The sequence below is a fragment of the Klenkia brasiliensis genome, assembly GCF_900100695.1.
Taxonomy (GTDB): domain Bacteria; phylum Actinomycetota; class Actinomycetes; order Mycobacteriales; family Geodermatophilaceae; genus Klenkia; species Klenkia brasiliensis.
In genome coordinates this window covers 206594-219896 of sequence record NZ_FNCF01000005.1, presented here as the reverse complement: position 1 = coordinate 219896, position 13303 = coordinate 206594, and the positions used below count along the sequence as shown (strand labels likewise).

9 protein-coding genes are annotated in these 13303 nt (G+C 73.5%); 2 read left to right on the top strand and 7 right to left on the bottom strand.

Features of this window, described 5'->3' with window-relative positions; all coding sequences use genetic code 11:
* Window positions 1-14: 14 nt before the first annotated feature.
* The 3 genes from cds1 to BLT39_RS16235 all read right to left on the bottom strand — a co-directional run bounded on the left by cds1 (window position 15) and on the right by BLT39_RS16235 (window position 2822).
* The gene (gene cds1, locus BLT39_RS16245) at window positions 15-1127 is read right to left on the bottom strand and encodes an L-cysteine desulfhydrase Cds1 (RefSeq protein WP_091065805.1); all 1113 of its coding nucleotides are present in this window, start codon (window positions 1125-1127) and stop codon (window positions 15-17) included.
* Complete coding sequence (locus BLT39_RS16240) at window positions 1124-1909, bottom strand: enoyl-CoA hydratase/isomerase family protein (RefSeq protein ID WP_091065802.1); 786 nt, start codon at window positions 1907-1909, stop codon at window positions 1124-1126. The genes cds1 and BLT39_RS16240 overlap by 4 nt, the downstream gene beginning before the upstream one ends.
* A gap of 112 nt (window positions 1910-2021) precedes the next feature.
* Window positions 2022-2822 carry an ABC transporter ATP-binding protein gene (locus tag BLT39_RS16235; protein WP_091065798.1) on the bottom strand — a complete coding sequence of 267 codons (801 nt, stop codon included), beginning with the start codon at window positions 2820-2822 and terminating at the stop codon, window positions 2022-2024.
* A gap of 61 nt (window positions 2823-2883) precedes the next feature.
* Here BLT39_RS16235 and glgX point away from each other — a divergent pair, with 61 nt between their 5' ends.
* Window positions 2884-5028, top strand: a complete 2145-nt coding sequence (gene glgX / locus BLT39_RS16230) for a glycogen debranching protein GlgX (RefSeq protein ID WP_242658480.1) — start codon at window positions 2884-2886, stop codon at window positions 5026-5028.
* On the opposite strand, the gene BLT39_RS16225 is transcribed toward glgX, so the two are convergent.
* From BLT39_RS16225 to glgP, 4 genes are all read right to left on the bottom strand, one after another.
* Entirely contained in the window at window positions 5025-5204 is a 180-nt protein-coding gene (locus tag BLT39_RS16225) for a YbdD/YjiX family protein (protein WP_091065790.1), read from the bottom strand. The genes glgX and BLT39_RS16225 overlap by 4 nt on opposite strands.
* Window positions 5201-7408, bottom strand: coding sequence for a carbon starvation CstA family protein (locus tag BLT39_RS16220; RefSeq protein WP_091065787.1), 2208 nt, complete (start codon window positions 7406-7408; stop codon window positions 5201-5203). Before BLT39_RS16220 ends, BLT39_RS16225 begins: the two co-directional genes overlap by 4 nt.
* 43 nt (window positions 7409-7451) lie before the next feature.
* Complete coding sequence (locus tag BLT39_RS16215) at window positions 7452-8432, bottom strand: FHA domain-containing protein (RefSeq protein WP_091066302.1); 981 nt, start codon at window positions 8430-8432, stop codon at window positions 7452-7454.
* Window positions 8433-8641: 209 nt separating this feature from the next.
* Window positions 8642-11191, bottom strand: a complete 2550-nt coding sequence (gene glgP, locus BLT39_RS16210) for an alpha-glucan family phosphorylase (protein WP_091065785.1) — start codon at window positions 11189-11191, stop codon at window positions 8642-8644.
* Between the two features lie 108 nt (window positions 11192-11299).
* On the opposite strand from glgP, the gene BLT39_RS16205 reads away from it, so the two are divergent.
* Window positions 11300-13303: an alpha-1,4-glucan--maltose-1-phosphate maltosyltransferase gene (locus BLT39_RS16205; protein ID WP_091065781.1), complete on the top strand. Its 2004-nt coding sequence runs from the start codon at window positions 11300-11302 to the stop codon at window positions 13301-13303.

Below are 13303 nucleotides of genomic sequence, written 5' to 3'. Positions count from 1 at the left end.
GTAACGTCGGGGCGTCAGACGGTCGGCGCGTGAGACCAGTCACCGCTGACCGCGAACCGTTCGAGCGTGCGACGGTGCGGTGCGAGGTCCAGGCCCTGCTCGGCCAGCCAGGCGTCGGAGTAGTAGGTGCGGGCGTAGCGCTCGCCGCCGTCGCACAGCAGCGTCACCACGCTGCCCCGCCGTCCGGCGGCGACCAGCTCGGCGACCAGCTGGAAGGCACCCCACAGGTTGGTCCCCGTGGAGCCGCCGGCCCGGCGGCCGGTGGCGGTCTCCAGGTGCCGCATCGCCGCGATGGACGCCGCGTCGGGCACGCAGAACATCCGGTCCACGATCGTCGGCACGAAGGAGGGCTCCACCCGGGGCCGGCCGATGCCCTCGATGCGGGAGGGCCGGCCCACCGCGGTGGGGTCGCCGTCCCGCCAGCCGGGGAAGAACGCCGAGCCCTCGGGGTCGACGACGGCCAGCCGCGTGGGCAGCCGCCGGTAGCGCAGGTACCGCCCGATGGTGGCGCTGGTGCCCCCGGTGCCGGCGCCCACCACGACCCACTCGGGCACCGGGTGCTCCTCGGCGGCCAGCTGCTCGAACACCGACTCGGCGATGTTGTTGTTGCCCCGCCAGTCGGTGGCCCGCTCGGCGTGGGTGAACTGGTCCAGGTAGTGCCCGCCGGTCTCGGTGGCGATCCGGCGGGCCTCGTCGTAGACCGTGCCCGCGTCGGCGACCAGGTGGCAGCGGCCGCCGTGGAACTCGATGAGCGCGATCTTCTCCGGGCTGGTGGACGCGGGCATGACCGCGACGAAGGGCAGGCCCAGCATCCGGGCGAAGTAGGCCTCGCTGACCGCGGTCGAGCCGCTGGAGGCCTCGACCACCGTCGACCCCTCGCCGATCCACCCCGAGCACAGCGCGTGCAGGAACAGCGAGCGGGCCAGCCGGTGCTTGAGGCTGCCGGTCGGGTGGGTGGACTCGTCCTTGAGGTAGAGCTGCACCCCCCACTCCGGCGGCAGCGGGTAGACCAGCAGGTGGGTGTCGGCGCTGCGCCGGGCGTCGGCCTCGACCAGCGCGACCGCCCGCTCCACCCAGGCCCGCCCGGCCTCGTCGCAGCGGTCCAGCTGGGCGGGCCGGTCGCTCATCGACCGCTGAAGGTGGCCTTGCCCGGCCCGTCGCTGAGGAAGGAGGCCATGCCGGTCTTCTGGTCCTCGGTGTCGAACAGCCCGGCGAACAGCTCGCTCTCCAGCGCCAGCCCGTGGTCGATCGCGCCGTCCAGGCCCTCGTCGATGGCGCGCTTGGCCGCGGCCAGCGCCAGCGGCGGGCCGGCGGCGAACTTGCGGGCCATCGCGACGCTGGCGGCGTAGACCTGGTCGTCGGGGACGACGGCGTCCACCAGCCCCAGCTCCAGGGCCTCCTCGGCGCCCACGTGCCGGCCGGTGAAGACCAGGTCCTTGGCCTTGGCCGGCCCGACCAGGCGGGCCAGCCGCTGCGTGCCGCCGGCACCGGGGATGACGCCGAGCAGGATCTCGGGCTGGCCGACCTTGGCCGACTCCCCCATGACCCGGAAGTCCGCGCACAGCGCCAGCTCGTAGCCCCCGCCCAGGGCGTAGCCGGTGATGGCGGCGATGACCGGCTTGGGCACCCGGGCGACCTCGCGGAAGGAGCTGGTCAGCTCCCGGCCCCACGCCACCATCGACGAGCCGGTCAGCTGGGACATGGCCTTGATGTCGGCGCCGGCGGCGAACACCCGCTCGCCGCCGTAGATGACCACCGACCGGACGTCGGCCCGGCTGCCCGCCTCCTGCGCGGCGGTGCGGACCTCCCAGTGCAGCTGCTCGTCGATCGCGTTCATCTTCGGGCGGTCCAGGCGGATGGTGCCCACGCCGTCCTCGACCTGCAGCGTCACGAACTCCGGCTCGGCCATGCGGGTGCTCCTCGGTGTCGACGTCGACTCCCCCGCACCCTAGGCAGGGGAGGCCCTGCACCCACCTCCGGGCCCCGTCACCGGGTGCCGGGCTTCCCCCGCCCGGAGGGGGTCAGCCGGCGCGGCGGGCGGTGAAGCGGCCGCGCACCCGGCCCAGCGCCAGCGGCAGGCCGAAGGTCTCGCCGAGCAGGTCGGCGGTGAGGACGTCGTCCACCGGGCCGGCCGCCACCACCGAGCCCGAGCGCAGCAGCAGCGCGTGGGTGTAGCCGGGCGGGATCTCCTCGACGTGGTGGGTGACCAGCACCTGCGCGGGGGCCTGCGGGTCGCGGGCCAGGTCGGTCAACCGCGACACCAGGTCCTCGCGGCCGCCGAGGTCCAGGCCCGCGCCGGGCTCGTCGAGCAGCAGCAGCTCGGGGTCGGTCATCAGCGCCCGCGCGATCTGGGCGCGCTTGCGCTCGCCCTCGCTCAGCGTGCCGAACTCCCGGTGGGCGTAGGGGCCCACGCCCCACTGGTCCATCAGCAGCGCCGCGCGGGTCAGGTCGTGCACGTCGTAGCGCTCGCGCCAGCGGCCCATGACGGCGTAGCCGGCGGAGACGACGACGTCGCCGACCCGCTCGGCCGGGCCGATGCGCTGGGCCAGCGCCGCGCTGGTCAGCCCGATGCGCGGGCGCAGCTCGAACACGTCGACCGCGCCGAGGGTCTCCCCCAGCAGCGTCACGGTGCCCCGGGTGGGGTGCAGCTGCGCCGAGGCCAGCTGCATGAGCGTGGTCTTGCCCGCGCCGTTGGGGCCCAGCAGCACCCACCGCTCGTCCTCGCGGACGGTCCAGTCGACCGAGCGCAGCAGGGTGGCGCTCCCCCGCACGACGTCGACACCGGAGAGCTGGACCACCACGGAGCTCGGCACGGACCCCATCCAACCAACCCGACCACGCAACTCCCTCGGGAAGGCCCCGGTGTCGGGCACGATGAGCCACGTGGTGAATCGAGCATCGGGCCCACCGGTCGAGGTGTGGCCGGGCAGCCCGGCCCCGCTGGGCGCGCACTGGGACGGCACCGGCACCAACGTGGCGCTGTGGTCCGCGGGCGCCTCCGCGGTGGACCTGTGCCTGTTCGACCCCGACGGCACCGAGCACCGGCAGCGGCTGCAGGAGACCACCCACCAGGTCTGGCACGGCCGGCTCCCGGGCGTCGGCCCCGGCCAGCGCTACGGCTACCGCGTGCACGGCGGCTACGACCCCGCCTCGGGCACCCGGTACAACCCGGCCAAGCTGCTGCTGGACCCCTACGCCCGCGCCGTCGACGGCGACCTGACCCTGGACCCGGCGCTGTTCGGCTTCCCCGAGGGCCACCCCGACGCGGGCACCCCCGACGACCGCGACTCCGCCCCGCACGTGCCGCGCGGGGTGGTCATCCACGACTCCTTCCCGTGGGACGGCGACGCCGCACCGCGCACCCCGTGGTCGGACACCGTCATCTACGAGGTGCACGTCAAGGGCGCGACCATGCGCCACCCGGACGTCCCGCCGGCGCTGCGCGGCACCTACGCGGGCCTGGCCCACCCGGCCTTCGTCGAGCACCTGGTGTCGCTGGGGGTCACCGCGGTCGAGCTGCTGCCGGTGCACCACTTCGTCTCCGAGCCGCACCTGCTGCGCCGCGGGCTGACCAACTACTGGGGCTACAACACGCTGGGCTACTTCGCCCCGCACGCCGCCTACTCCTCCGCCGGCACCGGCGGCGGCCAGGTCACCGAGTTCAAGGCCATGGTCAAGGCGATGCACGCCGCCGGCATCGAGGTGATCCTCGACGTGGTCTACAACCACACCGCCGAGGGCGACCACACCGGCCCGACGCTGTCGTTCAAGGGCATCGACAACGGCGGTTACTACCGGCTCGGCGCGGGCGCACCGGCCCGCTACACCGACTACACCGGCTGCGGGAACACCCTCGACGTCCGCCGTCCCCAGGTGCTGGCCCTGCTCATGGACTCCCTGCGGTACTGGGTCACCGAGATGCACGTCGACGGGTTCCGCTTCGACCTGGCCTCGGCGCTGGCCCGGTCGATGCACGACGTCGACCGGCTCTCGGCCTTCTTCGACGTGGTGCACCAGGACCCGGTGGTCAGCCAGGTCAAGCTCATCGCCGAGCCCTGGGACATCGGCGAGGGCGGCTACCAGGTGGGCAACTTCCCGCCGCTGTGGACCGAGTGGAACGGCAAGTACCGCGACACGGTGCGCGACGTGTGGTCCGGCCAGCACGTCGGCGTCCGCGACCTGGCCTACCGGCTGACCGGGTCCAGCGACCTGTACCGCTCCGACGGCCGCCGTCCGTTCGCGTCGGTGAACTTCGTGACCGCGCACGACGGGTTCACCCTGCGCGACCTCTACAGCTACGAGCGCAAGCGCAACGAGGCCAACGGCGAGGACAACCGGGACGGCGAGAGCCACAACCGCGGCTGGAACTGCGGGGTCGAGGGCCCCACCGACGACCCGGCGGTGACCGGGCTGCGGGCGCGGCAGGTGCGCAACGTGCTGGCCACGCTGCTGCTGTCCACCGGCGTCCCGATGCTGACCGCCGGCGACGAGCTGGGCCGCACCCAGCTGGGCAACAACAACGCCTACTGCCAGGACTCGGAGATCTCCTGGCTGGACTGGGGCGACATCGACGCCGACCTGTGGACCTTCACCTCCCGGCTGGTCGCGCTGCGGCGGTCCTCCCCCGCGCTGCGCCAGGAGGCGTTCTTCGACGGGCACGAGGTGCCCGGCTCCGGCGGCACCCGCGACCTGGCCTGGTTCGCCCCCGGCGGGGGGCTGATCACCAACGAGGAGTGGTTCGACACCGGGCTGCAGACCATCGGCATGTACCTCGACGGCCGCGGGATCCGGCACCGGGACGAGCGCGGGCGCCCGGTGGTCGACGACTCCTGGCTGGTCTGGCTGCACGCCGGCCCCGAGGACGTCGAGGTGACCCTGCCGGGTGCGCCCTGGGCCGACGGCTACCAGTTCGCGGTCTCCACGGAGTGGCCCACCGGTGCCCCGGACCGCCCGGCCGTCGTCGCCCCCGGGCCCCTGGTGATGCCCGCGCGCACCGTCTGGGCGCTGCGGGTGCTCCGGCGGCCCTAGCAGCACCTCTCGTGGGCGTGCGCGGCGGCGACGTCGGTGCGGTGCCGCTCGAAGGCGCGGCGGGTCATCGGCACCCGGCCGTCGGCGGCGCAGGCGGCCACGTGCCGGTCGTAGCGGTCCTCCCCCGTGAGCGCCCGCAGGTACCAGCGGACGGCGGCCCCCCAGCGGCGGATCACTGCTGACCCGAGGGTGCGCGCTCGGCGGCCAGCCGGGCGCGCTCGGCGTCGAGCAGCTCCCGCTCGTGCGCGGTCGGGAAGAAGCCGGAGGGCTCCACGATGCGGGAGGGCTCGGCCGGCACCTCGGTGGTCGGCAGCCCGCCGGCGCGGACCGCGCGCACGCAGACCACCGCGGCGTTGGCCACCACGACCAGCGCCAGCACCGCGAACACCGACTGCAGCACGCCGTTGACGGTGGAGTTGGTGACCACCTGCGCCATCGCGGCCTGGTCGGTGGCCGGGGCGAGCACCTCGCCCCGGGCCAGGGCGTCGGCGTACTGGCTGCGCTGGGCGAAGTAGCCGACCTTGGGGTCGCCGGAGAACACCTTCTGGAACGACGCGGTCATCGTGATGACCAGCACCCACGCCAGCGGGACGCCGGTGACCCAGACCCAGCGCAGCCGGCCGTGCTTGACCAGCAGCGTGGTGCACAGCGTGAGCGCGATGGCGGCCAGCAGCTGGTTGGCGATGCCGAACAGCGGGAAGAGCTGGTTGATCCCGCCCAGGGGGTCGGTCACCCCGATGTAGAGGATGTAGCCCCACGCGCCGACGACCACGGCCGAGGCGGCCCAGCTGGCCGGCCACCAGGTCAGGTCGCCGAAGCGCTTCCACACGTTGCCGACGGTGTCCTGCAGCATGAACCGGCCCACCCGGGTGCCGGCGTCGACGGCGGTGAGGATGAACAGCGCCTCGAACATGATCGCGAAGTGGTACCAGAAGGCCTGCAGCCCGCCGCCGAAGGCGGTCTGGAAGATCTCGGAGATGCCGTAGGCCAGCGTCGGTGCGCCACCGGTGCGGGAGACCAGGGTGGCCTCCTCGATGGTGTCGGCCGCGGCCTGCAGCTCGGCCGGGGTGATCGAGAAGCCCAGGTTGGCCACGAACGCCGACGCCCCCTCGACGGTGCCGCCGGTGGCCCCGGCCGGCGCGTTCATCGAGAAGTACAGCGCCGGGTCGAGGATGCAGGCCGCGATGAGCGCGCTGATGGCCACGAAGGACTCCATCAGCATGCCGCCGTAGCCGATCACCCGGACCTGGCTCTCCTTGGCGACCATCTTCGGCGTCGTCCCGGACGAGATCAGCGCGTGGAAGCCCGAGAGCGCGCCGCAGGCGATGGTGATGAACACGAACGGGAACAGCGAGCCGGCGAACACCGGCCCGGTGCCGGCCAGGGCGAAGCTGCTCACCGCGTCGTTCTGCAGCACCGGCATGGCGATGACCAGCCCGACGGCCAGCAGCGCGATGACGCCGATCTTCATGAACGTCGACAGGTAGTCCCGCGGGGTGAGCAGCAGCCAGACCGGCAGCACCGAGGCGACGAACCCGTAGACCACCAGCGCGATGACCAGCGTGGTCTTGTCCAGGGTGAGCGCCTCGCCCAGCGCGGTGCCGTCGACCATGCCGCCGCCGATGATCGCGGCCAGCAGCGCGACGACGCCGATGGCGCTGGCCTCGAGCACCCGCCCGGGCCGGATGACCCGCAGGTACACGCCCATGAACAGCGCGATCGGGATGGTCAGCGCGATGGAGAACACGCCCCACGGCGACTCGGCGAGGGCGTTGACCACGATGAGCGCCAGCACGGCCAGGATGATGATCATGATGGCGAAGACGGCGACCAGCGCGGCGACGCCGCCGACCACGCCGATCTCGGCGCGGATCATCTGGCCCAGGCTCTGCCCGTTGCGCCGCATCGAGAAGAACAGCACGACCATGTCCTGCACGGCGCCGGCCGCGATGACGCCGACGATGATCCAGACGGTGCCGGGCAGGTAGCCCATCTGCGCGGCGAGGACCGGGCCGACCAGCGGGCCGGCGCCGGCGATCGCGGCGAAGTGGTGGCCGAAGAGCACCCGGCGGTCGGTGACCTCGAAGTCGCGGCCGTTCTCCAGCCGCTCGGCGGGGGTCGCCCGGCGGTCGTCGACGCGGAGCACCCGGTCGGCGATGAACGTCGAGTAGAAGCGGTAGGCGATCGCGTAGCTGCTCAGCGCGGCGAACAAGATCCACAGCGCGCTGACGGTCTCCCCGCGGGACAGCGCGAGCACCGTCCAGCAGGTCGCCCCGACCAGCGCGACCAGCGTCCAGACGACGACGCCCTTCGCGGTCGGGCGGCGCCGCCGGCTCGCCGGGTCGGACGGTGGGACGGCGCGCGCTGTGTCCGTGGTCACGCGGGCGACCCTAGGCCCCCCTCACAGGGGGCGCACAGCCCGGTTACTCGGCGGACTGCTCGAAGGTGATGACCGTCCAGCCCAGCAGCAGCCGGTCGCCGTCGGAGAGCGCGTGAGCCACGCCCGGCTCCAGCTGCGTCCACTCGGTGGCCTCGGGGCCGGCGACGTGGGTGCCGTTGAGCGACCCCAGGTCGACCAGGGAGACCTCGCGGCCGGCGCGCTGGATGGCGGCGTGCGCGGACGACAGCACGTTCTGGGTGTCGGCGATCGGCACCGGCTTGGCCGTGCCGGAGGTGACCAGCTCGTGCCCGTCGGGGCGGCGGCCCAGCACCAGGTCGCTGTCGACGTCGACGACCATGCCGTCGTCGAAGCGCAGCACCGGGGCGGCCGGCGGGTCGGGCTGCCAGAAGGCGGTGGCCGCACCGGCCTGGGCGACCGGCTGCGGCTCGGAGGCCGGCGCGGCGGCGGGGGCGCTGAAGCCGGAGTCCGAGCCGGCGGAGAACCGCTCGGCGCCCGGGGAGCTCTGCGGGGCGGGGACGGCGACCGAGGCGGGGGTCGCGGCGGCCAGCTGCAGGGTGGCGCCGCTGCCGGGCACGGTGCCCTCGACCAGGTCGTAGGCCACGCCCGGCGGGACCGGGGAGGGCGAGGAGCCCGGGCCCACGTAAAGGCTGGAGCCGAGGCCGAAACCGCTGGCCAGGGTGCAGCCGCCGCCGGTGGGCCGGCCCGAGACCGGGACGCCGTCCACGGCCGGCTGGCCCTTGCCCGACCAGAGGGCGACGCCGGAGCCCGAGCCGTCGGCGGCGTCGGTGAGCACGAGGGCGAAGGAGGCCCCGCCCGAGGCCAGCGAACCGACCTGGTCGGCGACGGCGGTGAGCACCCGGTCGGCGCCCGGACCGGCCAGCCCCAGGCAGGCGTGCAGCGTCGCGACGAGGGCGGGCGAGCCGGGGGCGTCCACCCACAGCAGGCCGCCGGCACGGCGGGCGACGACGTTGTCTCCGGGGAGGACCTCACAGCGGTCGGGCATGTCGGTCACCCTAATGATCGAGGCCCGGTGATCGCCGCCGAGCGAGGCAGCCACGCCGGAGCGTGACGGTCGACATGCTCCCTCGGTCACCATGGGTCACACCGGCCTCACCGACTGGTCACCCGTGGGGCGGATCGTCTCGTCCGGCGTCCGCAGCCGTCCCCGGCGCGGCGCTCCGGTGGACGATCCGCCCCCCAGGTGTCCAGCCGTCAGGCGTTGGTGACCACGCCCAGCTCGGCCGGGGTGGCCAGCGCCGGGGAGGACGGCAGCACCCGCACCGTGTAGCCGAAGGCACCCGTGCGCTCCAGCGGCACGGTGGCCGTGAACCAGTGCCGCGACCCCTCGGTGGCCTCGTGGGACATGGCCACCGCGGTCACGTCGTGCAGCCCGTCGGCGTCGTCGACCCGGCCGTAGGCGGCCTGCACCTGCACGTCGCCGGTGACCAGCCCCGGCAGCTCCACCTCGGCCCGCAGGTCGATCGTCGAGCCGATCTCGGGGGTGTCGCCCACCCCGGTCGCCTCGACGTGGGCCACCCGCACCCCGCCCCAGGCGCCGAGCAGGTGGGCGCGCCAGGCGGCCTGCTCGCGGGCCACCTGGTAGCCGCCCTCGGCCAGCGCCCGGGCCGAGCGCGCGGCGGGCACGTAGAGCTGCTGCACGTAGTCCGACACCATCCGGCTGGCCAGCACCTTCGGGCCGAGGTCCTTGAGGGTGTGCTTGACCATCTCCACCCACCGGGTCGGCACGCCGTCGCGGTCGGTCTCGTAGAAGCGCGGCAGCACCTGCTTGTCCAGCAGCTCGTAGATCGCCGCGGCCTCGACGTCGTCGCGCCGCTCGGGGTCCTCGACGCCGTCGGCGGTCGGGATCGCCCAGCCGTTCTGGCCGTCGAACCACTCGTCCCACCACCCGTCCTTGATGGACAGGTTCAGCCCGCCGTTGAGCGCGGACTTCATGCCCGAGGTCCCGCAGGCCTCCAGCGGCCGCAGCGGGTTGTTCAGCCAGACGTCGCAGCCCCAGTACAGGTAGCGGGCCATGCCGATGTCGTAGCCGGGCAGGAAGGCGATGCGGTGCCGGATGTCGGGGTCGTCGGCGAACTTCACCATCTGCTGGATCAGCTGCTTGCCGCCGTCGTCGGCCGGGTGGCTCTTGCCGGCGATGACCAGCTGCAGGGGCCGGTCGGGGTCGGTGAGCAGGGCCTTGAGCCGGGCCGGGTCGCGCAGCATGAGGGTCAGCCGCTTGTAGGAGGGCACCCGGCGGGCGAACCCGATGGTGAGCACGTCGGGGTCGAACACCGAGTCCGTCCAGCCCAGCTCGGCCTCGGACGCCCCGCGGGACAGCGCGCTCTCGCGCACCCGGCGGCGCACCTCCTCGACCAGCCGGCCGCGCAGCAGCCGGCGGGTGCTCCACAGCTCACCGGCGTCGATGCGGTCGACCTGGTCGAACCAGACCGGGCCCTCGGCGTCGGCCGGGTCGCCCTGGCTGGAGGTCTGGGTGCCCAGCTCGACCAGCTCGCGGGCGGTCCAGGTGGCGGCGTGCACCCCGTTGGTGATGGCGGAGATCGGCACGTCGGCCTCGTCGAAGCCCGGCCACAGCCCGCCGAACATGTCGCGGCTGACGTGGCCGTGCAACTGGCTGACGCCGTTGGCGCGCTGACCCAGCCGCAGGCCCATGTGGGCCATGTTGAACTTGGTCGGGTCCTCCTCGGCGCCCAGCGGCAGCAGGTCGTGCACCGGGACGCCGAAGCCGGCGAAGTACCGCTCGATGAGCGCGCGGGGGAACCTGTCGATGCCGGCCGGGACCGGGGTGTGCGTGGTGAACACGGTGCCGCCGCGGACGGCCTGCAGCGCCTCGGCGAAGGACAGCCCGTGGGACTCGGTCAGCTCGCGGATGCGCTCGACGCCCTGGAAGCCGGCGTGGCCCTCGTTGGCGTGGAAGACCTCGGGCTGCGGGGTGCCGGTGAGCGAGCAGTAGGCGCGCACCGCCCGGACGCCGCCGATGCCCAGCAGCATCTCCTGGCGCAGCCGGTGGTCCTCGCCCCCGCCGTAGAGCCGGTCGGTGACCCCGCGCTCGGCCGGGGCGTTCTCCTCGATGTCGCTGTCGAGCAGCAGCAGGGCCACCCGGCCGACCTGGGCGCGCCAGACGTGGGCGTGCAGCGTGCGGCCCTCGGGCAGCGGCACGGTGATGACCACCGCGTTGCCCTCGGCGTCGCGCAGCAGCTTCAGCGGCAGGCCGTGCGGGTCCAGCGCGGGGTAGTGCTCGAGCTGCCAGCCGTCGGCGGACAGGCCCTGGGAGAAGTAGCCGGCCCGGTAGAGCAGGCCGATGCCGATCAGCGGGACGCCGAGGTCGGAGGCCGCCTTGAGGTGGTCGCCGGCCAGGATGCCCAGGCCGCCGGAGTAGTTGGGCAGCACCTCGGTGATGCCGAACTCGGCGGAGAAGTACGCGATGGACGCCGGGGCGTCGCCACCCAGCGACTGGTACCAGTGCGGTGCGTCCAGGTAGTCCTGCAGGTCGTCGGTGACGTCGGAGAGCCGGCGCAGGAAGCGGCGGTCCTTGGCCAGCGCCGCCAACCGCTCCGCGGAGACCTCCCCGAGCACCCGGACCGGGTCGTTGCCGCAGGTCACCCACAGGTCGGGGTCGACGGCCTCGAACAGGTCGCGCGTCTCGGGGTGCCAGGACCAGCGCAGGTTCATCACCAGCGGGGCCAGCGGGAGCAGCGCCTCGGGGAGCGCTGCGCGGACGGTGAGTCGTCGGAGAGCTCGCACGCGACGAGCCTATCGACCAGGGACGACGTCGCAGGTCGGTGCGGACGGGCCCCCGGCGGCACCCCGGCCGATGTGCCCGCCGCCCCCGGCGCCGATAGCGTGACGGGGGTGACCGGCCGCGCTGACCTCCGCCTGGGCATCACCGACATCGACCCCGTGGTCGCCTGCGGGTCCTTCTCCGCACGCGCCGTCGTCGGCGAGCACCTCCCCATCACCGCCACCGTCTTCCGCGAGGGCCACGACGCCGTCGCGGCCAACGTCGTCTGGAGCCCGCCGGCCACCCCCGGCAAGCGGGCCACCCGGCCGCCGCTGCGCCGGATGCACCGGTACTCCGACCAGCCCGACCGGTGGACGACCACCGTCGTCCCCGACCGCGAGGGCCTGTGGACCTTCCAGGTCGAGGCCTGGGACGACCCGGTGGGCACCTGGCACCACGCCGTGGAGGTCAAGGTCGAGGCCGGCCAGGGTGCCGCCGACCTCGCCAACGACCTGGAGGAGGGCGCCCGGCTGCTCGACGAGGTCGGCCGGTCCGTCCCGCGCGAGCACCGCACCGCCGTCGCCGCGGCCGCCGCCGCGCTGCGCGACGGGTCGCTGGAGCTCAGCGCCCGGCTCGCCCCGGCGCTGGCCCCGGCGATGACCGACCTGCTGCACGCCCACCCGGTGCGCCGGCTGGTGACCCGGTCCCCCCGCTACGAGGTGTGGGTGGACCGCGAGCGCGCGCTGTACGGCTCCTGGTACGAGTTCTTCCCGCGCTCGGAGGGGCCGGTCGTCGACGGCGTGCCCACCCACGGCACCTTCGCCGACGCCGCCCGGCGGCTGCCGGCGATCGCGGCGATGGAGTTCGACGTCGTCTACCTGCCGCCGATCCACCCGATCGGCACGGTCAACCGCAAGGGCAAGAACAACACCCTGACCACGGTCGAGGGCGACGTCGGCTCGCCCTGGGCCATCGGCAGCGCCGACGGCGGGCACGACGCCGTGCACCCCGAGCTGGGCACGATGGCCGACTTCGAGGCCTTCGTCGCGCGCACCCGCGAGCTGGGCATGGAGGTGGCGCTGGACTTCGCGCTGCAGGCCGCGCCGGACCACCCGTGGGTGGCCGAGCACCCGGAGTTCTTCACCACCAAGCCCGACGGCACCATCGCCTACGCGGAGAACCCGCCGAAGAAGTACCAGGACATCTACCCGATCAACTTCGACAACGACCCGGCCGGCATCTACGCCGAGGCCCGCCGGGTGCTGCAGGTGTGGATCGACGCCGGGGTCAAGGTGTTCCGGGTCGACAACCCGCACACCAAGGCCATCAACTTCTGGCACTGGATCATCTGGGACGTCAAGAAGAGCCACCCCGACGTGCTCTTCCTCGCCGAGGCGTTCACCAAGCCGGCGATGATGCACCAGCTGGCCCGGGTCGGGTTCACCCAGAGCTACACATACTTCACCTGGCGCACCGAGAAGTGGGAGATCGAGCAGTACGGCCGCGAGCTGGCCGGGACCGCGCACTACATGCGGCCCAACTTCTTCGTCAACACCCCGGACATCCTGCACGCGTCGCTGCAGTTCGGCGGCCCGCCGATGTTCAAGATCCGCGCGGTGCTGGCCTCGATGATGAGCCCGACCTGGGGCGTGTACTCCGGCTACGAGCTCTTCGAGCACGTCGCGCTCAAGCCGGGCAGCGAGGAGTACCTGGACACCGAGAAGTTCCAGCTGCGCCCGCGCGACTACGACGGCGCACTGGCCCAGGGCCGCTCCCTGGCGCCCTACCTGACCCGGCTCAACCAGGTCCGGCGCGAGCACCCGGCGCTGCAGCAGCTGCGCACCCTGCGCTTCCACGACATCGACAACGACAACCTGATCTGCTTCTCCAAGACCGACCCGGCCGGCGACGACGCCGTCCTGGTCGTGGTGTCCCTGTCCAGCCAGCACACCCAGATCGGCACCACCGCCCTGGACATGTCGGCGCTGGGCCTGGAGTGGTCCGACCGGTTCACCGTGACCGACCAGATCACCGGCGCGCAGTACGAGTGGGGCCAGTTCAACTACGTCGAGCTGGACCCCTACCGCGAACCCGCCCACGTCTTCACCGTCACCCGGCACGCCCCGCTGGGCTGA

Excerpts from the sequence above, each read along its gene's own strand:
- BLT39_RS16235 (WP_091065798.1), bottom strand. The coding sequence starts at position 2,822 with ATGGGGTCCGTGCCGAGCTCCGTGGTGGTCCAGCTCTCCGGTGTCGAC.
- BLT39_RS16215 (WP_091066302.1), bottom strand. The coding sequence starts at position 8,432 with ATGCCCGACCGCTGTGAGGTCCTCCCCGGAGACAACGTCGTCGCCCGC.
- BLT39_RS16240 (WP_091065802.1), bottom strand. The coding sequence starts at position 1,909 with ATGGCCGAGCCGGAGTTCGTGACGCTGCAGGTCGAGGACGGCGTGGGC.
- cds1 (WP_091065805.1), bottom strand. The coding sequence starts at position 1,127 with ATGAGCGACCGGCCCGCCCAGCTGGACCGCTGCGACGAGGCCGGGCGG.